Origin of the sequence: Paenibacillus sp. FSL P4-0184, from assembly GCF_038004625.1 — a bacterium.
Lineage (GTDB): Bacteria > Bacillota > Bacilli > Paenibacillales > Paenibacillaceae > Paenibacillus_AQ.
The window spans coordinates 1,552,262-1,575,828 of the sequence record NZ_JBBORN010000001.1 but is presented as its reverse complement, the minus strand read 5'-3'; the positions used below and the strand labels follow the sequence as shown (position 1 = coordinate 1,575,828).

Sequence of the window (23,567 nt, the reverse complement as noted above, 5' to 3'; positions counted from 1 at the left end):
TGAAAGTTGTATAATATTTTTTGTTTGACAGAAAAATCAGCCTTAAGCTGGTGTAGCTCAGGGGTAGAGCAACGCACTCGTAATGCGTAGGCCGGGGGTTCAATTCCCTTCACCAGCATATCTAAGAATTGCGCAATGGCACGGTTTCCGGGATTTCGGGACCGTGCCATTTGTTTTGAAATCACCTATCTTCTAACATCCTTCTAACCCGAAGACTATACATCAATCATACGTGCAGGCAGGTTGCAGTGCTTACCTTTAGGTAAGTACGTGAACTAAAAGTGCATACTTACGCGATGGCATGGTGGGAGGTATACTCAAGTCCTAAATCTGATTCAAACATGGAGGATACACCATTGAAAACACTTATTGTCGTCACGCACCCAAACATCGAAACATCCGTCGTTAATAAACGCTGGATCGAAGAACTCCGTAAATATCCAGACAAATATACGGTGCACGAGCTGTACAAAGCCTATCCCGATGAAAAAATCAACGTGGAAAAGGAACAACAACTGATTGAAGCGCATGATAAGCTCGTCTTACAATTCCCTGTCTACTGGTTTAGTAGTCCACCTCTGCTTAAAAAGTGGCTGGACGAAGTATTTACTTACGGATGGGCATATGGTTCGAAGAGTGATAAATTAAGAAATCGAAAAATCGCATTAGCTGTAACTGCCGGAGGAAGTGCAAAAGACTTTAGTGAAGAAGGTAAACTCGGCTACGGGCTTGACCGTATTTTATCTCCCTTTGACACGACTTTTTTGTACTGCAACGCTGATTATCGTTCCTTCTATGCCATTTATGGCACGGAATCTGAGACGGTAGGAAGTACGGATTATTTGAAGAAATTGGATGTCAGTTCGCAAGGCTATGTTGAATTTATCGAAAATATGTAATTAGAATTGAAACAAAAAGCAGCATTTTCATTAATGGAAATGCTGCTTTTGTCATAAGTTGTCGTTAAATCGTAAAAGGTATGGTTATCTCTTGCGCGGCTGGAACGAAGTTTTTCTCTCCCCAAGTGCACATCATATCCAGCACCGGAATAAGCGATTGGCCCTTCTCGGTCAAGGAATACTCAACTTTAGGGGGAATCTGGGGGAATTCCTCGCGCCTGACGAGACAGTCGGCTTCCAGTTCTTTCAACATAACGCTTAACGTCTTAAAAGGTATTGTACCGATACCCCGTTGCAGTTCATTGAACCGCACGATCTTGTTTTCAGAGAGATAGTAGAGAATAGTCATTTTATATTTACCACTAATGATAGACAAGGTGTAGCCAAAGCTAGTGTCCTTCTGTTGAATGCCAGGTGGTATACAGATTTCATCACTCATGGGCTATTACCCTCCTTCAGAAAATATTCAACGAAAAGGCAAACGCCTGTTGTCGCTCCGTACTCAAGTCCCGACTTTATTATGTTTTCAACCTGCTATCAAGTCATCCTGCGAGCAACGAACTCACTATATCATTTTGAAACAATTAGTTCAAAGCACTCGTGGCTAACTATCAAGCGGATAGCCTAAGCTACGAATTGAAGTTTTTTAATGTAATTTTCATGTGAGCATCATCTTATTTTCAGGTTCAAGGTATATATTGAAGACACCAAACACCCCCCAGTGTTTTGTGGTATAAATCTCTCAGGTCTTGCCAACTCCCATGGTAAGGCCTATTTTTTTTGTTCGCTAATTAAATGGGGGAGGGGGCAGCTTCTTCGCTACTTCACTTAATCTGATACTGCTCTTCATAGCTCTTAAAAGATGAAATATCCAGACCGAGATATCTGCGCATATGAATGGCAGCTTGGGCAGCGACAATGTCGTTTAACAGCAGCATTCGTTCATGGTATCCACGACATATAAATTTGGCTTCTATCCCCGTGTTAAGTCTGTTCTGCTCATAAACCTTGATTCCCCGTTTTCTCATCTCTGAACGAACATCTCTTAGATCTGTTGTAGCAACTGCTGCGGCTGTTTCAAGAACCTCCAGATAGGGGGTGGGTGTTCGTAAATGTGCAGATAGAATGGCGGAGTCCCGTTCGAAAGCTGATAAAATCATCGGAAGCAATAAATAAGATTTCACCAGCATGTTGTCCCTGCTTTCAGCTCTATTCATGAATCTCATCACCTCTAATGGGAACGTATATTCGTATTCTACCCCGATATTCCAAAAATAATCAATGGTATTTCTAAACAGCTAGTCCAATGTGATTGAATTCACAACTAAATTAGAAAGAATAAAATATATTAAAATTGTAATAATAAAAAATAATGCTTCAGACTTATATAAAGGGAGAATTAGGATGAATGAGGAAGGAAGTCTCCGCCGTGGAATGGTATTTGGTTTGATTCTAAGTATTCCATTATGGATATCGATATTAGGTTGGATAAAGTTACTTTAAAATTAAAGGAAAACCTTTGTGTGAAGCGCCTTTAGGCGCTTTTTTTGTGCTTGCTTACGCGTATGAATATCAGAAGGGATTGATTGACAATTGTGGGGATGGAGCGCTAAACTATTATTAGTTCAAAAGTATTAAAAGTCATAGACGATTATTTAATAGGATGCTTAAAATGCTAGTTCTAATCTGCAAGTCAATACATATATTATCATGATAATAGCAAACCGCCTGAAAGGGTGGGACGCAAAGTCCAGGAGTCTAAAGTGTCTTAAATGCGCTATGACCGTCCGACTGCCATGAGAAGGGAATTCCACTTCTTTTTTGGCGGTCTTTTTTGTTGTTAGGTCCTTTAGAGTTTCTGGTAATTATTCTGATTAAATATAAATCATAGATTTAGGAGGTGTGCTTTTTGAAAAGAAGAATGAAACCGCTGCTAGCACTAGTATTAGCGGGGATTTTGACAGTAGGTAGTGGTCTTTCTGGAGGTCATTTGGTAAAAGCGGCTGGGGAGGTGCTCCCCTATACTCCTACACCTGTGTTAGGTATTGCAGGGAATTTTAATACTTTTATTTTTGGGGATTTCAAACAATCTAATGATCAGGTTCATGGGCGCCTTGCGGCCAAAGGTAACATTACTTTGCAGAATTACGGCGTATCCAAGGATAATCCAGGTGGAGATGTTCTTATTGCTGGTAATGACATCAGTTTTACTAATGGGACTGTTCATGGAGCATCCGTTTATGGTGGTGTTTTTTCCAGCAACGGTGTAGATCTTAAAGAACCAGCGAGAAAAGGGACTCCTATTGATTTTGATGCTGAAGAGCAATTTCTTATTGGACGTTCTAATGAATTCTCTTCACTTGCTACAATAGGAACTTTCAAAAAGGAATATGGGAAAATAACGATTGATGCTCCGGAACCATTTAACGTTCTTAATCTTAGTGCTGCCGATTTCGCTGGTGCTAATGGCTTACAGTTTAATATTGCAAATAGCGCCACAGTTATCATTAACGTTAGCGGAAGTTCAGTTAACATTCCAAGCTTTCAAATCTGGGGAGGGAGCCCTAACAAGGTATTATTTAATTTTTATGAAGCTAGCACTGTTGACATTGGAAGTTTAACAATAGAAGGAACTATCCTAGCTCCGCTTGCAAAAGTAACTTATAATTCCGGTGAACTGCATGGGACGCTGATTGCAAAGGGATTTGCTGGTGGGGTGCAGATGCATTGGTATCCATATGGAGGGGAAGAACCACCTCCAACACCAACGCCGACCGTGACGCCAACACCAACGCCGACCGTGACGCCAACACCAACGCCGACCGTGACGCCAACACCAACGCCGACCGTGACGCCAACACCAACGCCGGCCGTGACGCCAACACCAACGCCGGCCGTGACGCCAACACCAACGCCGGCCGTGACGCCTACGCCGACGTCGACCGTGACACCAACACCGACGCCGACCGTGACACACACACGCCTACGCCGTGCGTGACACCGACACCGAAGCCGACACACACACCAAAACGCACACACCAACACCGACACCGAAGCCGACACACACACCAAAGCCAACACCGACACCGAAGCCGACACACACACCAAAGCCAACACCGACACCGAAGCCAACGCACACACCAAAGCCAACACCGACACCGAAGCCAACGCACACACCAAGGCCAACACACACGTGACGCCAACCAAAACCAACACCAACGCCGATCGTGACGCCAACACCAACGCCGATCGTGACGCCAACACCAACGCCGATCGTGACGCCAACACCAACGCCGATCGTGACGCCAACACCAACGCCGATCGTGACGCCAACACCAACGCCGATCGTGACGCCAACACCAACGCCGATCGTGACGCCAACACCAACGCCGATTGTGACGCCAACACCAACGTGACGCCAACACCAACGCCGATCGTGACGCCAACACCAACGCCGATCGTGACGCCAACACCAACGCCGATCGTGACGCCGACACCGAAGCCAACGCACACACCAAAGCCAACACCGACACCGAAGCCAACGCACACACCAAGGCCAACACACACACCAAAACCAACACCAACGCCGACCGTGACGCCAACACCAACGCCGATCGTGACGCCAACACCAACGCCGATCGTGACGCCAACACCAACGCCGATCGTGACGCCAACACCAACGTCGACTCCGTCGCCGGAAGCAACGCCAACACCGACTCCGTCGCCGGAAGCAACACCAACACCGACACCGTCGTCGGAAGTAACACCAACACCGACACCGTCGTCGGAAGTAACACCAACACCGACACCGTCGTCAGAAGTAACGCCGACACCGACGCCGGAGCCTCCGGTGTTCCCGACACCAACACCATCATTTGTAATTGGTACTATCATTGTTAATGATGATCCTGTGCCGCTGGGCCCTGTAGCTTCGTCGACTCCAGCACAAGTACCAACACCAACACCGTCGAGCAACACAGAGGTACTTGTTGATGAGGAGGAGATTCCATTAGGACCAGTATTGACAGTAACACCAACGCCGTCACCAGAGGATATTGCTGTAGTGGATGATACAATCCCGCTAGGTAATCCACCTGTGGATGAACTTCCAAAAACGGGAGAATCAAGTTCAGTCCCTTATTATGTAACTGGTTTAGGTTTTGCACTTATTGGATTGCTAATGAAAAATAGATTCTCGAGCAAGAAATAATAAACGGTGATTGTAGCTTGAATACAAGTTATGCCGTGAAGAATAGTAAAGCCGCTTTCGGGACATATTCCGATGGCGGTTTTCTTTTATTATGATTGTTATATTTTGGCGCATTCTAAGTAGATGTTATACTGATTTACAACGGATATGAGGAAAGGACGGGGAAGATGAATTGGTATGGTTCTTCATTAGCGCTGTCATCGTCATAGGAGCTCTGATCTATGCGGGCTTTTTCTTTTATGGAATTGCTATTAAACGAGCACCGAAGGAATTCCTGAGTAATAATCGTGATTTGAAGGTTGATCCCCCGGTTGCCGGGGCTTCTTGGGGTGAGGGGAAGGATTGGATCTCCAGTCAGAGCTTTGAGAATGTGGAGATTACATCTGAGGACGGGCTACAACTAAGAGGGTACTTGCTCCTTTCGGATCGTGCTGAAGGTCGTACGGCGATTCTAGCTCATGGTTATTCTGGAAAAGGGAAGGATATGGGGGCGTACGCCAAAATCTATTACGAGAGACTGGGCTTTAATATCCTGATTCCCGATGCCAGGGGACATGGGGAAAGCGCTGGCAATTATATTGGTTTTGGATGGCATGAGCGCAAGGATTATTTGCAGTGGATTGAATATATAATAGAAAAGACTGGGCCCAGTGCTCAAGTTGTGCTGCATGGGGTCTCTATGGGTGGTGCTACAGTGCTAATGACCTCAGGTGAAAAACTCCCGCCGCAGGTTAAAGCTATTGTCTCGGACTGTGCTTACAGCTCAGTTAAAGCACAATTAGCCTACCAACTACGGCGTATGTATCGCTTGCCAAGTTTCCCTTTTATTCAAAGTGCGAGTCTAATTACTCGTTTGAAAGCAGGGTATGGTTTTAGTGAAGCGTCTGCCTTGAAACAGGTGAGGAAGGCGAAGGTACCGATTCTTTTTATTCATGGGGATGCCGATAATTTTGTACCATATAGTATGATGAATGAATTGTATGAGGCATGTCAGAGTCCCAAAGAGAAGTTCGTAGTGCCGCAAGCAGGGCATGGGTTAGCTTATGATATGGATAAGACGGGGTATATAAACGTAGTAACAGCTTTTGTGAATCAGTATGTAAATTAGATGCCCTGAACGTAGACAGCGCCCGATATCCGCTAGGTAGCGGTTATCGGGCGCCTATATTTTTCCACACATGGCATGTGTCCTTATGTAAGGTTCGTACAGCCATGCTTTTTCGTTATATTCATCCCCCGCCGTTCGTGAGTAACGGGTGTCTTAATTCCTTGTTATTTCCAGCAGCCGTGTGGCGAGAATAATCCTTCCAATACGACAAAAGCCCTACCTCTCTTTTGCCCTTGCGGCTCCATTGACCGCGCCAGTGTGAATCGGAATGCTATATTTCGAATTTAGTCTCATAAAAAGGAAAGTTTCTGCAAGAAAACATGAAGCCTCTGTGTCCAAATTGCCGAAGTGTAAAATAGTCGGCCTGACATCTTCTTGATGGGGATATACAATATATCGAAAACAAATACGATATAAATATAACACAGTATTGTTTAAAAGGCAAATATAATAATGAATTCCAAGATAAGGGTTGTTTGATTCTAGAGAGGAACAAACCTGGATAAGGAGCGCTTAGATTTTGAAAGTAACTTAAATTGGGTTAATTGTGAATTATTCCGGAAAAGCTAGTAAACCAGAGGAGATGGGCGATCTCGGTGCAAATGGGCTAAAATGTAAGTTGGATATTTTTGCAAACGCTACAAACTACAACTGAAAATGTCAGAGACGAATGGGTTGTGTTTGCTGGGGTTATTTTGCGTGCCTATTTTGTGAACAGCTCTCTAAAACTGACAATAAACTCCAACATTGATTGAAGGATTGAGGGTAGACCGTTATAATTAATAAGTCTGGATTTTAATTAAAAAATAAGGGAGATTTTTATGAAACGCGCAGATGTGTGGTTGATTTCCATCGTGTTAATTGCTGCGCTCGCTTTTCTCGCACCGAGATGGTTTTCGGACAATGATGATAAAGGTGGGGCCGGTAAAAATCTCGTAGCCAATGTAACGGTGGACGGCGAGTTATTTAAAACGGTAAAGCTTACAAAAGAAGAACAAACCATTGAGGTCCGTACCGAACGTGGCTATAACCTCTTGAAGGTGCATGATTACGGGATTGAAATGTACGATGCCGACTGCCCGGATCAAGTATGCCTAGGTTTTGGTTTTATTACCCTGCCCAAACAGACGATTGTCTGTCTACCGCATAGAGTATTAGTGGAAATCACAAGTGCGTCGGGGGAGGATGATATAGATGCCTATGTCCAGTAGTGAATCTGCAACAGCTTTAAAAAGAACGGTAATTATTGCGATTTTCGCCGCAGTGGCAGTAGTGCTTAGTTTAATAGAGGCGCAGATTCCGTTGTCAGGAATGGGACTGGTGCCGGGTGCTAAACTAGGATTAGCCAACATTATGATTTTGACTTGTATTTACTTTTTACGTGGACGGGATGCATTCCTGCTTGTCATCCTCAAAACATTGCTTACTGCATTTTTGCTAGGTACTTTTTCAAGCTTACTATTCAGTTTATTCGGTTCGCTGTTTAGCTTTGTTGTAATGTTCGTGTTAATGCTGATTAGTGGCAAAGGCAAGAGTATAAGCTTGATCGGCATTAGTATAGCTGGTGGGATTGCACATAATATCGGTCAGCTGCTGGCAGCTTCTATGGTATTCTCATCCCTTAGTATTTTTTATTATCTTCCCATGCTGCTAATCACTGGAGTAGTAACAGGAATTGCCGTGGGTTATGCAGTCCGTTATTTGGTGGCTTCATTGTCAAAAATATCGTTGTTTGAAGAGTTTTTGGACTGATTAGTCACATCAGCGGAAGGATGACTAACATGAATGAATCATATGAAGGTCAAGAATTAGAGGGAGAAGGACAAGCTATCATCTCTCTGGATGGGGTATCGTTTGGTTATGATCCTGAGCATCCGATTCTTCAAAATATAACGTTATCTATTTCTCAGGGACAATGGGTTAGCTTGGTTGGTCCTAATGGCTGCGGAAAGTCTACGCTAGTTAAGCTACTAAATGCTTTGCTGCCTAAGAGTGCTGGCGAGATTGTGGTTAGTGGTATGCAACTGAGTGAGGAAACGATCGGAAGCATTCGGCAATGCATTGGTATGGTGTTCCAAAATCCAGATAATCAGTTTATTGGAGCCACTGTAGAGGAAGATATCTTATTCGGCCTGGAAGGGCTTTGTTTGTCGTACGAAGAAATGGCTGAACGATTACACTCTTATACGACGAGGCTGGGAATAAATCATCTGCTGTCCAAACACCCAGGTGAGCTGTCTGGAGGCCAAAAGCAGCGTGTCGCTATCGCCTCCATTCTTGCTATGGAACCAGGCATCGTCATTTTTGACGAGGCCTCTTCTATGTTGGATGAAGGAAGCAGAAATGATCTTCTTGGTATTTTGCAAGATATGCGAGCGGAAGGAAAGTATACGATCCTTATGATTACGCATGATGCAGATGAGATTTTGGCATCGGACCGGGTGCTTGCGCTGCATGGAGGTAGTTTAGCTGCTGATGTTACACCGGCGGAATTGTTCCGGAACGAGGAGCTTCTGCAAAAATGCCATCTGTGTGAGCCGTATCCTTGGCGTCTTACACGCGAGCTGCAGAATCAGGGCATCCATGTGGATGTTCCCGCCAGTGAAAAGGAGCTTATAGACACGTTATGGCCATAGAATTACAGCAAGTAAGTTATTCCTATGCTGACCGAAGCCTATGGAAGCTGACAGCGCTCCGCGACATTAACCTCAGTGTTCCAACAGGCTCTATGGTTGGTATTGCTGGAGCGACAGGCTCTGGTAAATCGACACTGCTGCAGTTGTTTAACGGGATACTGAAACCAACGGAGGGGACGGTAAAAGTACTCGATGTAACCATCCAGGCGGGGGAGAAATCACCTAAGCTGATGCCGCTGCGCCGTAGAGTCGGATTGGTATTTCAATTTCCAGAGCAGCAAATGTTTGAAGATACGGTCGAAAAGGATCTTATCTTCGGTCCTCTTAACTTTGGCATGAGCCTCGAAGAGGCAAAGGGACGCGCAAGACAGGCCATGTTGGATATGGGGCTGGATCTGGCGCTGCTAGAGCGGAATCCTTTTAAATTGAGCGGCGGGCAAATGCGTAAGGCAGCTATCGCCTCCGTACTAGCTATGGACCCTGAAGTCATCGTTCTGGATGAACCGACGGCTACGCTTGATCCCATCAGCCGTGCAGAACTAATCCACTTGCTGGAGCGTTTATGCCGTGAGCAGGGGAGAACGATCATCGTCGTCACGCATCGGATGGATGAGTTATTGCCTTACGCGGACAGCTGGCTTGTCCTTAAAGAGGGCAGTACGGCATTTCAAGGCAGCGTAAAGGCACTGGCAGATGACCCTTCGATTCTGGAGCAGTGTGGCTTGACGGTTCCGCAGTCCCTTCGTTACTGGCGTGCAGTAGCTGATCGCTTTGGTCTTACGGATGAAGCTCCTCGCTTAACGGCAGAGAGCTTAGCAGAGCTAATCGCTTCGCTGCCATCTGGATCAGGCAACTCTAGCGAGCAGCACGAAGGAAAGAGGGATGGCCATGAATGAGAAGCTAATCATAGGGCGCAGTATTGAGACCGGTTCATGGGTGCATAAGCTAGATGCTCGTGCCAAAATCACCGGAATGCTATTATACGTAGCTGTTATCCTGCTCTCCCGTTCGTGGATGGCTATGGCGCTGCTGGCTATTTTCTCAATAGCGGTTATGGCTTCCACTCGGATTCCGCTTAAATATTTCCTGAAAGCAGCTAAGCCTTTACGGTATTTAATGCTATTTATCTTTATCGTACAGCTGCTGTCTGTGAAGACGGGTGATGCGGTGCTGACGCTTGGTTCGTGGTCTATTTATGAGGGAGGGCTAAGATTAGGCGCATTTTCGGTCATCCGCATGTTTTTTCTGATCACTTTCACGGCGTTACTTACATTCACCACAACGCCGGGTAAGCTGAATCAAGGGCTGGAGGGGATTTTGGCTCCATTCAAAAAGTTTGGCTTGAAGCCCGACCGTATCACACTGATGATCAGCATTTCCCTTCGTTTCATACCTACGATTCTAGATGAGTCGCAGATTATCATGAAAGCGCAGGCCTCACGGGGTGCTGATCTGAAGGAGCTACCTTTAAAGGAAAAGGGACGAATGTTAGTGTCCTTGCTGGTTCCGATTATCGCTAGTGCGTTTAGGCGTGCGCAGGATCTGGTATATTCCATGGAAGCTCGTGGCTTTCGTATGGATGCTCCGCGTAGCCAGTATCACCGCCTAAGGTGGGGCATATTCGATACTATTTTTATTACTATGTTTATTGTAATGGGGATTGCAGTAGCTTTGGTGTAAAGTACAACTTGTATGGAGAGTATCAACTTGGGAGGGAACTTGAATGGCACGTTATTTTAATGGTAGAGAGATTGAATTATTAGCACCCGCAGGAACGTTTGAGATTTTCAAGGAAGTGATCCAGGCACGATGTGATGCAGTTTATTTTGGTGGACCTGTATTGAATATGAGAATGATGCGTAAAGGATATAATCTGTCTCATGAGGAGATCGTAGAGGCACTAGATATTGCTCACCGTCTAGACAAAAAAGTGTATATCACAGTGAATAACCTATTTAGTGAAGAAGATGTGGAAGAGGCTAAAGAATATCTGCGTTTCCTTGATGGTGCTCGTCCCGATGCCTTGATTGTTCAGGATATGGCAGTGCTGGAGCTAATTCGCGAGATGGAGCTTAATCTTCCTGTTCACTCTTCGGTCATGATGAATGTTCACAATCTGGAAATGATCTACGCATTGCGTGATCTGGGTGTAAGTCGTGTGGTTACTTCGCGGGAAATGGATTTGCAGACAGCTAAGCTGCTAGGTCAGCGGAGTGGGATGGAACTGGAGTATTTTATTCACGGGGATATGTGCTCCGTTCACGGTGCGAATTGTTATTTCAGCTCCCATGTATTCGGTATGAGCAGTAACCGTGGGAAATGTATGAAGCCTTGCCGCTGGGATTATCGGGTTAAAAAAGACGGGTATGTATATCCGGCCGAATACCCCCTAGCTGTAAAAGATATGTTCATGTATGAACATCTTCCGGAATTGATTGAATCAGGGATTACCTCCTTCAAAATAGAGGGCCGCATGCGGGATAAGGAGTTTATGGTGATGCTGGCGAATAGCTACGGCGAAGCCATTGACCGGTATATCGATGATCCGATTGGCTTTGATCGTACGGTAGATACGAAAGAGCTTTATAACAACCGTAAACGTGACTTTTCGACGGCGTATGCCTTCGGCAAACCAGGACTGACTAACATTAACCGTCGTTATGAAGGAACTGGTAAATTCTATAGCACTGGAAAAGTATTCAGTACACCAACTGCAGAGCGTGAGCTGTCTGAGAAACGAGTTGAGCAGTTGCGGGAAAGATTGGCTGAGGTCGAGCAACCGCAAAAGACAAAAGCTAAGTTAGCTGTACGTGTGAATAATATGGAACAGGCACGGATGGTCTTAGAGCTTGGTGTAGATAGCCTGTACTTGCCAGGGGATGTTTTTGAACCAGATAAACCTTTTACAAAGCGTGACATCAAGGAACTGGGTGAGCTAAAGGGCGATAGCAAAATCTACTTGGGTTTACCACGTATGATGACCGAGCTGCATTTTGACCAATATGATCAATTGCTTGGCGGAGAACGCTTGCCGATTGACGGTATTATCGTTACAAATTTAGGAGCCATTCGTCGTTATAACAATACAGGTTATCCGCTAATTGGGGACAGTAACTTAAATGTATACAATCATCTTTCAGCGCAATTATATGCTAACTTAGGTTTAACTCAGCTTTCGGTATCGCCAGAAATGACGCTAGAGCATTTTGCTACCTTTGCCTCTCGTTGCAAAACGCCTTTGGAAGTTGTTGTTCATGGTACACCTGCACTAATGTATATGGAACATGATCTTTATGAGAATACGGAGTTAATGGAGCCTATTGCTGAAGAGGATAATCAATATGTACACAATAATGTATTGGTACTAAAGACAGACCAAGGCGAGAATCCGGTATATCGTGATCAGCACGGCCGTTGCCATCTTTTATTCGCAAAAGAGCTTTGCTATTTACCTTTGTTGAGTGAGATGAGTGGACTAGGGATATCAAGCTTCCGTATTGAAGGAGCAACCTATGGCGTCGAACAGCTACGTGAAATTATTGTTTCTTATCAACAGGCAATCAACGGATCAGATAGCGGGGATGACATGCTGGGCGGCCTTAAGCCAGTCTATGCTGGTTATACTTTGGGCTCGCTGCAGTTCAACTAATTGTATTTTAATGGGAACTAAATATCGCCTAGTGATAGGGCGGTGCACAGGATTCTATGAATAAGTTACTATTTTCACAAAAAGGAGAGAACCCTTCATGGAACAACAAGACTTCATCGGAAGAGAAGCAGTAGCAGCCAAACGTAAGCAATATTTCTATCCTTGTACACAGCATTTTTACCGTGATGCACCTCAGCTTGTTCGTGGTTCAATGCAGTTTGTTTATGATGAAAAAGGAAAGTCCTATACGGATTTCTTCGCTGGCGTATCCGTAGTCGCATGTGGTCACTGTAATCCGGCTATAACAGTACGCACGATTGAACAACTGCAGCAGCTGCAGCATACGACAACCATCTATCTAACTCAACCGAGTGTAGATTTGGCAGAGCGTTTGGAAGAGGTTATGCCGGGTGGGCTACGACGGACCTTCTTTGTTAACAGTGGCTCTGAAGCTAATGAGGGAGCTCTGCTGCTCGCTCGGATGTATACGGGACGTAAAGGGTTTATAGCGCTGGAGAGTGGCCTCCATGGCCGTACCAATCTAACTATGAGTGTGACAGGCCTGCCTATGTGGCGTACCGATAAATACTTGGATCATGACGTTGAGTTTATTCCTCGCCCTTATCATCCGGATTTATCGCTGGAGGAAGCGGCATCGTTATCCCTGGAATCGCTAGAGCGGGTGCTTGAAGAGAAGGGGAATACTATCGCTGCCATGATCGTAGAGCCAATTCAAGGCAACGGCGGAATGATTATGCCAACCCGAACCTACTTCCGTGATGTAAAAGCATTGTTAGAGAGATACGGTGTACTCCTAATCGCTGATGAAATCCAAACTGGATTTGGACGTACTGGTAAAATGTTTGCTATGGAGCATTTTGACGTTGTACCCGATATTATAAGTATGGCCAAAGCACTCGGTAACGGAATTCCAGTTGCAGCCTTCGCTACAACCGATGAGATTGCCCTTGCCCTAAACCGCCCTTCAGCTTCCACGTTTGGGGGGAATCCGGTATCTGCTGCAACAGCCTTGGCTGTGCTTGATTATATTCGAGATGAACGGCTTCCTGAACGCTCGGTACAGCTCGGAGAACAATTGATGGCAGGTCTGAAGGCTTTGCAAGCTCGTTATCCTTCGTTGATGGTTGATGTGCGGGGAACTGGACTAATGCTGGGTGCGGAGCTAACGGGTGTAGATGCTGAGGGTGCAGCGGCACTTACAGATCAAGTGCTGGAGGCGATGAAGGACCGAGGTTATCTAATCGGCAAAAACGGCATAGGGCGCAATGTACTAGCCTTCCAGCCACCGATGATTATTACGGAAGAAGATATCGACGGGATGCTTGACGTCCTGAACAAAGTTCTTGCAGACCATAATCATTAATGGACATAAACACAGTAGTGAAGAAAGAGGAATGCACGAATGGCGATTCTAAACATATGTAAAACTGCAGGTCTAAAACTTAAAATGTTCAGCGAATTGGTAATGTTCTCTCATACGCTTTTTTCGCTACCATTTGCTATTATATCGATGGTATGGGCCGCAGGGGGCTGGCCATCGGGACATGTGATGATCTGGGGATTGATTGCATTGATAGGCGCCCGTAATGGCGCTAATGCATTCAATCGGCTGGCAGACCGTACGTTCGATGAACAGAATCCTCGTACGGCACATCGACATCTGCCTCAACGCTTACTGGCGGAAAAAGAAGTTGTTGTCTTTGTTATTGTCAACTATGCCATTTTCATTGTGGCTTCAGGCATGCTTAATTTGCTCTGCTTGATCTTGTCGCCAGTGGCTATCGTATTGATATCGACCTATTCCTACACGAAGCGGTTTACCTTTCTCAGTCATTTATATTTAGGATTTGTTATTGCTTCTGCACCGATTGGCGCATGGTTCGCTGTAACCGGAAATATCGCATTTACACCGTTTGTTATCGGTACTGTGGTTATGCTGTGGATTGCCGGATTTGATATTATTTACGGCACTCAGGATATCGATTTTGACCGGCGGCATGGTCTATGGTCTATTCCTAGCTTCTTCGGACTGGAGAACGCGCTGCGCATTGCAAAAGGACTACATTTCATTATGATTATGCTGCTATTGTTCCTATATTTATGGCGTGATCTTGGCTGGATGTATCTGGTAGGGATTGGCATTGCGACGCTGCTCCTGATGACCGAGCATAAGATTATAAAACCTTCGAATCGTAAGCTGATGAAGGTGGCCTCTTATAATCTGAATCAGGTGATCAGCATAGTGATTTTATTGTGTACGCTGATTGATTTTTTTTATGTTAGCTAGGGAGCAATAAGGTGGTGGTTAGGAAGCTGCACTGCGTGGAATGTTGGACTTTCGATCGCTGTTATTCTCGGATTTCTTTGATTTGAACCGCTATTTGCGGTAGAAATCCGAGAATAAAGGCGAGCGCTACGCTTCTACAGTTCCAAAATTTCACTCCGTTCCGTCCTAATCTCTAAGCTAACAACAAAAGACAACAGCCTACCCAAAAGAGGGTAGGCAAAGGGATCGGAAAGCTGGTTACGCGGCTTTCCTTTTTTGTTTTTGTGGGCATCTGCGAAGGTTGATGACCTGAATCAGAGAGTAAGGGAATTAAGGGGAAAACCTCCCTATAATCCTGCGCTTTATTGACTTTAGATCTTGTTATAGGGAAAGTCTCCCTCTAAATTGGCTGATTAGTCTATAAACCATACAAATTCAGGTTTTTAGAGGGAGGAATTCCCTATAAACGTGGATTACAAGCGATTTTAAGCTAATTATAGGGAGGATTTCCCTATATGTTCGGAATAGTAGAGCCTGGAAGCTAAAAGGCTAAACATGCTCACGGGCGCTGCGCTACGTTCGGCTTGTTTAGCTAAACCACACAAAAAAACGGATACCTGCCCAAGTGAATGGGGGTATCCGTTTTTGATTGACCTTAGCGATCACGGTCGGCAAAATATTGCAGCAGTGTATCCAGATCGGTATGCGCCGGATAGGAGGAGAGTTGCTGCACAATCGCTCCAGCCTTATCTAGGTAGTTCTGGCTGAACTGTTCTGCGCGAGCTAAGGCATCGCTTCTCTTAATAAGGGCAAGCACATGTGCCACCTCAGCATCGGAAGAATCAGGGCCGATTGCACGAATCACAGGCGAAAGCTTTGGATCCTGTAATGCATAAAGCACTGGCAGGGTAACCTGACCATGACGCAGATCGCTGCCGGCGGGCTTACCCAGCACAGCCTCAGACTGCGTGAAATCCAGCAGGTCATCCTGTATTTGAAAAGACATGCCTAAGGCTTCGCCAAAGGTATATAGGAGGTTGGCCACTTCCTCTGAGCTTTCGGTGGATAATGCACCCACACGTAAGCAGGTAGCCATAAGAAGAGCTGTTTTGTTTAAGGACTTCTCAAGATACTGCTCCATTGTAATCTCATAATCAAAAGCATGTTCCATTTGCTGATACTCACCTAGACAGAGCTGAGCAGTAGCTACAGAAGATAAGTCATGAACATATTTGTTTTTGTCTCCGGTATATTTGCTTAACAGTTCGATAACCCGAGCGGACATATAATTGCCAATATGCACAGCTGATAGTGTGCCCGTCTTAGTATGTAGGGCGGGTTTGCCCCGCCGTAACTCAGAATCGTCAATGATATCATCATGAATTAATGAGGCAACATGAATAAATTCAGCGGCAGCAGCTAATTGAAGCGCTCTTCGACCTGTATCCTTTCGGCCAAAACGACTGCCAACAATGACCATAAGAGGACGGAGGCGTTTACCTCCAGAATTTATAAGCTCAAGAACACTCTGCCCGAGTTGTGATTTCTTAGGAACATCCTTATCTCGTGCCACAAGATTTACGATTTCACGATTAATTTCATCTATGTCTATGTTTAAGGCCTCATGCAGCTTCATCTTATAGATCCCACCTGTCAAATGGCTTTGCTTGTGCGACTGCGCTGTCTGCACTCTTGAATCAAGAACTGTTCGATTCCAGCCGCTGGATCATGTTCCGCGAAGTCTCCATTTGACCGTCTAATTTGCATTTTTTTGATCGAAGGAGCTAGATAAGCAACTAGGTCGAGCTCACGGCATTTCACCGCAAACTGAAGGTAAAAGCTGTACAAATAATCTCCATCCAAAATGTTGCGTGTAAGGTCGGGATGATGTGGGATACATTCCATATGGCGCTCAGCTGCCAAAGTGAGAATAGTGTAAATACCCAGCAAATTGACTTTGCGGTTGTATTCCAGATCATGGCGTTCTAGTACCGAGATTAGCTGCTCACATGCAGCCGGAGAGGGATTAAGCTCAATTCCGGCAATAGGTGACATTTCAGTATGCAACAACCGGAGGGTATCTTCTATGAGTTGTTTGTTCACAAGATTCTCTCCTTCTTGTCGGTTTTGCCGGAAGAAACCATACCCCTGATCATCCCTACAAAACCATTCATTAAAGAATAAATTGACCATTTCCTGATATTAGGAAGATTATTTTCTTCTTGTAAATAAGGAGAGTAATGTGTCCTAGGGACACATTACTCTGAAGTACATCCATATTTAGCTTACTGACATGCAATCTACATATTTTCTTTAAAATAAATTACACGAATTCAGGGCTTTATAATCAGTCGGTGTATAGATACCATCGTCTGACGATCGGAACTCTCTTCCAATGTTTCTTAAGCCAAGGAAGTACATAGTAATCTAGGCCAAATGTGCTGCCCGATCCGCCGATGCAGGCGATACCCGCACCAACATACCATAACATTTCTGTAGAAGCCATTTTGGTCGACCAGATCATGACGGACATGGCTATCGTCGCTATAGAAGCAATAGCTGTGAACAGACCAACGATGAGCATAATACCGAACACGATTTCTGCACATACCATACCGATTTGGAACCATTTTGCGAGGAAAGTATAACTTCCGTCGTTGTTGTAAAACATCAAATCCATGAACCAGTTTGTAATATTATATACGAAGCCAGGAACTGGCAATGCTTCAACCGCTTCTTTTGCAGTGGATACTGCTGAAGCTGCAGATTGTGCATCTACTGTTGTTTTAACTGCATCCACCGCTACGCTGGCTGCTGATGAAGCATCCGTTGCAAAAGGAGCGGCTGGAATTAGGAATATCTTGTTAGGATCTACCCAAATTTTCCGTAGCTTATCTATACCTTCATATAACCACATTCCACCAAGCAGCATGCGAAGCGGAACGAGCCAGAAGTTAGGTGAACGCTTGGAGAAGTGTCCGCCCAAGAAGCTCTTACGGTTCTCAACATGGAAGAACTCATGCATCATGTAAGTCCAAACCTTATTGAAGCCTACAACCTGAGACAGGTAGAACATATTGATAAAGTGTTTGGATAACATTGCCATAAAACCAGTAAGCATAAAGAACTTGCCTGGCAAACCAACGTTTGCTACACCGTAGCGGCTACCGATGGATACCATGGTACCGTGGAAACCTGGTTTGTATGCTTTTTTAGCAGTGTTCTGAATGTCAGCTGCAATGTTACCAGCAACGATCGGAGCTGCTTGTTCAGCATTCTCAACCATTTGTGGTACAGGACGAGTTTCACCTTCAGGAATGAAGAAAATGTTGTCCCCTACTACATATACGTTCTTATGATCTACACTTTCAAGGTTCTCATTCGTAACAATACGTTTGCGTCCTTGTTGTTGTACTTCAAGTCCACCCACGATTTCAGAACCTTCAACACCTGCAGTCCAAACAATGGTTTGTGAAGCGACAACATTTTTCTCACCAAGGGCAACACTACCTTCGCCTACTTCAGTGATCTTGGCGCCTGTAACAATTTCCACGTTCAGCTTGCGAAGGTGAGCTTCGGCTTTTTGAATCAGCTTATCTGGAAGGATAGGCAGAATCTTCGGAGCCATATCAGCCACAATCAATCTTACTTCGGATGGGTCGATATAGAACTCCTTGCACAATTCCTCGCGTTGCTCAGCCATTTCCCCAACAAGCTCGACACCTGTAAAGCCGGCACCAATGATAACGAAAGTTAACATTGCACGGCGTACAGTTGGATTTTTCTCCATAGCGGCTTTGGTATACATGTCGCGGATTTGACGTTTCAATGCTACCGCATCATCGTAAGACCAGAAGGAGAAGGTATTCTCTTCTGCACCTGGAATGCCGAAGAAGGTTGGTTTGCTACCTGTACCGATTACAAGGTAATCGTACGCATAGGTAGTTTTATTGGATTTGAGTTTCTTACCCTTGAAATCAATATTGCTGATTTCGTCAAGAACAACATTCACTTTAAGTCCAGCAAAGATTTTCTTTAGATCGATCTTGATTGAATCCTCTGGAGCACGGTTCGCGGCAACCTCATGCAGCTCAGTCAATAGAGTGTGATATGGATTCCGGTCGATCAGTGTGATTTCAACATCTTTGTTTTTCTTAAATTTCTTTGCCAGTTTCTTAGCCGTGAGTACGCCGCCGTAGCCGCCGCCCAAAATGACTATTTTTTTCAAAAGAAATTCACCTCATTCGTCTGATTAACTGCAGAAGGTTATGCGAAATTATTTCGCGCCTTCGAGTGCTTTTTCAGCAAGTGTAAAATATTCACCAACATGAATACTCACGCCGGAAATTGCATCAGTTTTACCTTCAGCTGTAAGTTCTGGAGCAGTACCTTTTTCAAGATAGTATTGCTCAACTTTTGCGATCTCTTCATGCCATTCAGCAGAAGCGCCGCCAGCTTTCATACCGTATTTACCATCGACGGAGAATTGTTTCTTGTCGTCGCCAGCAGCATTTACGCCACTGAATTTAACAGCAACAACATTACCGTTAGCAACAGTCAAGTCAACAGTGGATTTCCAACCGGAGTCTTTATCCATTTCGCCTTCAGCATGGTAACCTCCGTCTTTGTATTGACCAGCTTCAACAGGTCCAGCAGCCAGAGCAGCTTGAGCAGCTTTTACAAAGTCAGATACGTGTACAGATACACCGGAGATAGCATCAGTTTTCCCCTCAGCGTCTAAAGTTATAGCTGCTGGATCTTGTTTTTCAATCAGGAAAGCTTCAGCTTTTGCTGCTTGCTCGTGCCATTCAGAAGAAGCACCACCAGCTTTCATGCCATATTTACCATCTTCAGAAAGTTTTTTCTTAGAGTCACCAGCAGTATTTACGTTAAAAGCGTCCCAGTCAGCCTTAGTAATCTTACCGCCTTCTACAGTCAGAAGCGCATAATACTGCCATCCAGTTTTAGCGTCGACTTCAGCAGCAGAGTAGTAATTTCCGTCTTTGTACTTAGCCGCTTCAGTTCCAGTGTTAGTGGAATTAGTTGCTGTACTGTTTTCTGTTGGAGCATTAGTAGCCGCCGGTGTGTTGTCTGTGTTGTTACCACAACCTGCAAGCAAACTACCTAGGATAAGGGCAGTCGACAAGATTACTGTTGTTTTTTTCATTTGTTATGACCTCCAAAAATATAGTTTAAAATATATATATTAAAATGTAAAACATTTTAATAGTAATGCGAAGTGATAAAAATCACTTTATAAATGATATTTGTCACTTTAATCTTGGGGTGAAGTGCCAAACTCTAACAGTATCATGACATATATCGGCATACAATAGAAAAAAATTTAATGATGTTGTTTCATCTCCGAGGGCATTCTAGCACATAGAGCAAATAACTCATGTGAAAAAAATCACTTAAAAAATTAAATGTTTAATTTATACATTGATTGTATCAAATTTTAAAGGATTTGAATACCTTTTTTTAAACTATTATTTGACAAATTGTGACTTTCTACAGACTAGGTAAGATTCATGGCGAATAGGACAGGGTAATATAACGATAACACAGGATAGTATTCTACCCTACTTAATTCAGCTAAGGAGATGAGCATATAATGGACAACAATGTGTTTAAAGGAAAATGGAAACAGCTCAAAGGCGAGGCCAAAAAGCAATGGGGCAAGCTTACAGATGACGATCTTGATGTGATTGATGGTGAAAAGGATAAGTTGGTAGGTAAACTACAAGAGCGCTATGGCCATTCGAAAGAAGACGCGGAAAAAGAGTATCAAAGCTGGGGACGTTCCTACCGTGATTAATTCAAATTAGCTTATACGCTAAGTACCCAAATATAAATGCATAGGAAGAGCGCAAATCGTATACGATTTGCGCTCTTCCTATGCAACAATTAGGTGTGCGAAGGGTAAGCTATGGTATTATTGTGAGATGAAATCTGTAATTTATCTTGTGCAGGTAGGAGCAAAACTATGGGGTATCTTAAAATATTTTTCGGGAATACCGCAATTCTTATTGCCGTGGCCTATTTGGCTAATCTGATCTATAAACATACCATATCAAATGCAAGTGTAGGAATAAAGAAGGCGAGCTGGGTGATCCTGGCGATCTTTGCTGGTTGGATCAGTACTCTTTTTGGTTATAATCTGGACGACCATGTGATCTTTGATTTGCGGTTTGTACCCCTAATCATCTCGACGCTGGCGTATCCTAGACCCATCACTCTTATATTGATCGGTATAGGGACGGGGCTTACAAGGTTAACTTTTGGAGTGACAGAGGCAGCGGTTGCAGGAATGCTAAATCTTTTTATTTTGGGAGTTATTTGCGCGGCGCTTAGCTACTGGGTCAGACGCTCAACCCTCAATATTGTGAATCAAGGTCTGATCGTTATTCTAATCGTTAATCTTATGAATGCCATAAACATTATGGCTTTAGGCGTTATCCCTGTGGAAGAGTACATAAGAGAGATCATGCCAATTACGTTCCCTGCGGGGCTATTTTTAAGTATTTTGTTCTCATTAATTATCCGTGATTTTCAACTCGGTCTTCTAAGGAATGAGCAAATCCAGCATGCTAACGAACAGTTGTCTGCTCAGACTGAAGAATTACATAAGAACAAGCTTGATCTTGAAGAGCGTGCTAATCAGTTAATGATGGCATCTCAATTCAAATCGGAATTTCTCGCAAATATGTCACATGAGCTTAGAACTCCACTGAATAGCATTATTAATTTATCGCAATTAATTGAAGAAAATGATGATTTGCTTACGGAAGCAGAAATAAGAGAGTATGCAGCCATTATCCATCGTTCGGGTGATGAATTATTGATGATCATCAGCGACATTCTGGATTTATCCAAGGTGGAGGCAGGTCGATTAGATATTATAAATGAAGAATTAAATGTTAGCGAGATCCCAGATTTGCTGGCAATGCAGTTCGCTGTGACGGCCAAACAAAAAGGACTGGATTTTAATATCTCCATGGATGAGAATGTCCCTCCAATGATTCATTCCGATCCACATCGCGTACAGCAAATTTTGCGTAATTTGCTCTCAAATGCTTTTAAATTTACAAAGACAGGTTACGTATCGCTGCATATCCACGAGCAGGAAGGCGGGGAAGGGGATGCCGTGAAACATTGGCTTGTATTTGATGTGGAGGATAGTGGCATAGGAATCGCACCGGAGAAGCATGCCATGATCTTTGAAGCCTTTCAACAGGCAGACAGAACGACTAGCCGGAAATATGGTGGAACAGGACTAGGACTTTCTATTAGTAATGACTTGGCCAGATTGCTCGGCGGGTTCATTTCTATGGAGAGTAAGGAAGAGAAGGGGAGTCGATTTTCGCTTTATTTGCCCCTTGAAGTGGATAGTGAGTAAAGCTCCAATATTATTTGGTGATTTGGCGTATTGACAGTAGATTGATGCGGAGTAGAATGAAGCCAATGCCGCATCAAAGGAGTGTTACCGCCTCTATGGACAACATGGAAAATAAGCATAAGGTTACGGTTTCAAAACGTGTTCGTAAACCTTCAGTGCATCGCAGAAATTTGCGTATAGCTACGCTGGAAGGTGTGCCGTCAACTATTTTTCAGGTACTGCTGCAAGGGCAGTTCCTAACAGGGTTCCTACTATATTTAGGAGCTTCCTCTAGTCAAATTGGATTTGTGCTAGCGCTTACTACATTAGTTAATGTGGCACAGATTGGTGTAGCTTTTCTGATTCAGAAGCTGCCAAGTCGCAAATGGGCCATGGTTACTTTTATCGGTCTGCATAGGATACTTTGGGGTTCTACGGGACTAATCCCTTTTATTTTTCCTAAAGAATATTGGGTCATCGCATTTATTGCTTTATATACTACTGCTTTTATTGCCAATACTGCTGGTGGTGTGTTGTGGAGCTCTGTGATTAGTGATCTAGTTCCCGCACGGGTACGTGGACGTTATTTTGGGATTCGTAACACGGTCCTGAATGCACTTGGAAGTTTGGTTATGTATGGCGGAGGTATTATTCTGGACCGTTATCCCGGGGGTCATGGTTTTCTGATTCTATATATTGTTGTGTGGATCTTCTCGATATCGAATGTCGTAGTATTCTTTTTTTATCCGGATGTACCGTTCGAGAAATCAGAAGAACATAAATTTTTGCCCATGTTTAAGAAACCGCTTAAAGATACATTATTTATGAAGTCAACCTTGTTTCTGGCTGCTTGGCTGTTGTTGCAGAACCTAACGGTTCCGCTATACTCTTATGTCATGTTGCAGTTACTTCATATTAATTATGAAACGTTGTCATTGCTTAATGTGTCCCAGACCGTGTTTATGATGGCTAGCTTCTACGTTTGGGGCAATCTAAATGCGAAATACAGCAATAAGCGACTGTTATTCTTTACTTTGCCGATTATTGCACTGTCCTCATTGATGTGGGGACTCTTGTCTGTGATGCCGATGCTGGTGGTCTTATTTGCGGCCCATATCGTTTTTGGTGTTGGTGTAGGCGGTTTCAACCAGCTGGCCTTTAACTTTATTATTGGAGACACGCCGAAAAAAGAACGGCCGATGTATATGGCCACATATGCGGCGCTTACCGGGTTATCATCCTTTTTTGGTCCGCTTATTGGCGGTCAGCTCTATGAAAAAATTGCGCACTGGCCGCAATGGACTCAGGTATACGGTATGCAGCTAGTAGTAGGCACGCTGATGATTGCACTTGCGTTTCTGCTAGGTCGTCGTATTCTAAAGGACGAATAGAAGTAAAAG

The 23,567-nt window shown here is 44.3% G+C and carries 23 protein-coding genes, 1 tRNA gene and 1 riboswitch; of the genes, 18 read left to right on the top strand and 6 right to left on the bottom strand.

The window, feature by feature from the left end; all coding sequences use genetic code 11:
- Positions 1-46 precede the first annotated feature (46 nt).
- Positions 47-118, top strand: a tRNA-Thr gene (locus MKY52_RS06750).
- 238 nt (positions 119-356) lie between these two features.
- Positions 357-899 carry an NAD(P)H-dependent oxidoreductase gene (locus MKY52_RS06745; protein WP_341050551.1) on the top strand — a complete coding sequence of 181 codons (543 nt, stop codon included), beginning with the start codon at positions 357-359 and terminating at the stop codon, positions 897-899.
- A gap of 64 nt (positions 900-963) precedes the next feature.
- Here the strand turns inward: MKY52_RS06745 and MKY52_RS06740 are convergent, their stop codons facing one another.
- Together MKY52_RS06740 and MKY52_RS06735 are read right to left on the bottom strand one after the other, a co-directional pair.
- Positions 964-1,338: a winged helix-turn-helix transcriptional regulator gene (locus MKY52_RS06740; protein WP_042184482.1), complete on the bottom strand. Its 375-nt coding sequence runs from the start codon at positions 1,336-1,338 to the stop codon at positions 964-966.
- Positions 1,339-1,723: 385 nt separating this feature from the next.
- A complete protein-coding gene (locus MKY52_RS06735) occupies positions 1,724-2,116 on the bottom strand; it encodes a hypothetical protein (RefSeq protein ID WP_042184484.1) in 393 nt (130 codons plus the stop codon).
- Positions 2,117-2,607: 491 nt separating this feature from the next.
- Positions 2,608-2,698: riboswitch (cyclic di-GMP riboswitch) on the top strand.
- A gap of 110 nt (positions 2,699-2,808) precedes the next feature.
- On the opposite strand from MKY52_RS06735, the gene MKY52_RS06730 reads away from it, so the two are divergent.
- From MKY52_RS06730 to MKY52_RS06670, 13 genes are all read left to right on the top strand, one after another.
- Positions 2,809-3,897 carry a choice-of-anchor A family protein gene (locus MKY52_RS06730; protein ID WP_341050548.1) on the top strand — a complete coding sequence of 363 codons (1,089 nt, stop codon included), beginning with the start codon at positions 2,809-2,811 and terminating at the stop codon, positions 3,895-3,897.
- Positions 3,890-4,096: a hypothetical protein gene (locus MKY52_RS06725; protein WP_341050545.1), complete on the top strand. Its 207-nt coding sequence runs from the start codon at positions 3,890-3,892 to the stop codon at positions 4,094-4,096. Before MKY52_RS06730 ends, MKY52_RS06725 begins: the two co-directional genes overlap by 8 nt.
- A gap of 30 nt (positions 4,097-4,126) precedes the next feature.
- Positions 4,127-4,315, top strand: a complete 189-nt coding sequence (locus tag MKY52_RS06720; protein ID WP_341050544.1) for a hypothetical protein — start codon at positions 4,127-4,129, stop codon at positions 4,313-4,315.
- The gene (locus MKY52_RS06715; protein ID WP_341050541.1) at positions 4,312-5,109 is read left to right on the top strand and encodes an LPXTG cell wall anchor domain-containing protein; all 798 of its coding nucleotides are present in this window, start codon (positions 4,312-4,314) and stop codon (positions 5,107-5,109) included. The genes MKY52_RS06720 and MKY52_RS06715 overlap by 4 nt, the downstream gene beginning before the upstream one ends.
- A 172-nt stretch (positions 5,110-5,281) precedes the next feature.
- Positions 5,282-6,217, top strand: coding sequence for an alpha/beta hydrolase (locus MKY52_RS06710; protein WP_341050539.1), 936 nt, complete (start codon positions 5,282-5,284; stop codon positions 6,215-6,217).
- Positions 6,218-7,038: 821 nt separating this feature from the next.
- Positions 7,039-7,428 (top strand): NusG domain II-containing protein, encoded by a 390-nt coding sequence (locus MKY52_RS06705; protein WP_042184493.1) that lies wholly within the window; start codon positions 7,039-7,041, stop codon positions 7,426-7,428.
- Positions 7,412-7,969 (top strand): Gx transporter family protein, encoded by a 558-nt coding sequence (locus MKY52_RS06700; RefSeq protein WP_042123757.1) that lies wholly within the window; start codon positions 7,412-7,414, stop codon positions 7,967-7,969. Before MKY52_RS06705 ends, MKY52_RS06700 begins: the two co-directional genes overlap by 17 nt.
- Before the next feature lie 29 nt (positions 7,970-7,998).
- On the top strand, positions 7,999-8,853 hold the full coding sequence (locus tag MKY52_RS06695) for an ATP-binding cassette domain-containing protein (RefSeq protein ID WP_341050536.1): 855 nt from the start codon (positions 7,999-8,001) through the stop codon (positions 8,851-8,853).
- Positions 8,844-9,749 carry an ATP-binding cassette domain-containing protein gene (locus MKY52_RS06690; RefSeq protein ID WP_341050533.1) on the top strand — a complete coding sequence of 302 codons (906 nt, stop codon included), beginning with the start codon at positions 8,844-8,846 and terminating at the stop codon, positions 9,747-9,749. Before MKY52_RS06695 ends, MKY52_RS06690 begins: the two co-directional genes overlap by 10 nt.
- On the top strand, positions 9,742-10,533 hold the full coding sequence (locus tag MKY52_RS06685) for an energy-coupling factor transporter transmembrane component T family protein (protein ID WP_341050531.1): 792 nt from the start codon (positions 9,742-9,744) through the stop codon (positions 10,531-10,533). Before MKY52_RS06690 ends, MKY52_RS06685 begins: the two co-directional genes overlap by 8 nt.
- Before the next feature lie 43 nt (positions 10,534-10,576).
- Complete coding sequence (locus tag MKY52_RS06680; RefSeq protein ID WP_341050528.1) at positions 10,577-12,502, top strand: peptidase U32 family protein; 1,926 nt, start codon at positions 10,577-10,579, stop codon at positions 12,500-12,502.
- 97 nt (positions 12,503-12,599) lie between these two features.
- On the top strand, positions 12,600-13,886 hold the full coding sequence (locus MKY52_RS06675; protein WP_341050526.1) for an aspartate aminotransferase family protein: 1,287 nt from the start codon (positions 12,600-12,602) through the stop codon (positions 13,884-13,886).
- Positions 13,887-13,925: 39 nt separating this feature from the next.
- The gene (locus tag MKY52_RS06670) at positions 13,926-14,810 is read left to right on the top strand and encodes a UbiA-like polyprenyltransferase (RefSeq protein ID WP_076300130.1); all 885 of its coding nucleotides are present in this window, start codon (positions 13,926-13,928) and stop codon (positions 14,808-14,810) included.
- 634 nt (positions 14,811-15,444) lie between these two features.
- On the opposite strand, the gene MKY52_RS06665 is transcribed toward MKY52_RS06670, so the two are convergent.
- From MKY52_RS06665 to MKY52_RS06650, 4 genes are all read right to left on the bottom strand, one after another.
- A complete protein-coding gene (locus tag MKY52_RS06665) occupies positions 15,445-16,425 on the bottom strand; it encodes a polyprenyl synthetase family protein (protein ID WP_341050519.1) in 981 nt (326 codons plus the stop codon).
- A 17-nt stretch (positions 16,426-16,442) separates the two neighbouring features.
- Positions 16,443-16,892, bottom strand: coding sequence for a hypothetical protein (locus MKY52_RS06660; RefSeq protein ID WP_042184507.1), 450 nt, complete (start codon positions 16,890-16,892; stop codon positions 16,443-16,445).
- A 244-nt stretch (positions 16,893-17,136) separates the two neighbouring features.
- Positions 17,137-19,017 (bottom strand): FAD-dependent oxidoreductase, encoded by a 1,881-nt coding sequence (locus MKY52_RS06655; RefSeq protein WP_042184509.1) that lies wholly within the window; start codon positions 19,015-19,017, stop codon positions 17,137-17,139.
- 48 nt (positions 19,018-19,065) lie between these two features.
- The gene (locus MKY52_RS06650; protein WP_076285940.1) at positions 19,066-19,956 is read right to left on the bottom strand and encodes an FMN-binding protein; all 891 of its coding nucleotides are present in this window, start codon (positions 19,954-19,956) and stop codon (positions 19,066-19,068) included.
- Between the two features lie 447 nt (positions 19,957-20,403).
- Between MKY52_RS06650 and MKY52_RS06645 the strand changes: the two genes are divergently transcribed.
- From MKY52_RS06645 to MKY52_RS06635, 3 genes are all read left to right on the top strand, one after another.
- Entirely contained in the window at positions 20,404-20,607 is a 204-nt protein-coding gene (locus MKY52_RS06645) for a CsbD family protein (RefSeq protein WP_042184513.1), read from the top strand.
- Between the two features lie 168 nt (positions 20,608-20,775).
- The gene (locus MKY52_RS06640) at positions 20,776-22,188 is read left to right on the top strand and encodes an ATP-binding protein (RefSeq protein ID WP_341050518.1); all 1,413 of its coding nucleotides are present in this window, start codon (positions 20,776-20,778) and stop codon (positions 22,186-22,188) included.
- Between the two features lie 95 nt (positions 22,189-22,283).
- Positions 22,284-23,558 carry an MFS transporter gene (locus MKY52_RS06635; protein WP_081382976.1) on the top strand — a complete coding sequence of 425 codons (1,275 nt, stop codon included), beginning with the start codon at positions 22,284-22,286 and terminating at the stop codon, positions 23,556-23,558.
- Positions 23,559-23,567: the final 9 nt, after the last annotated feature.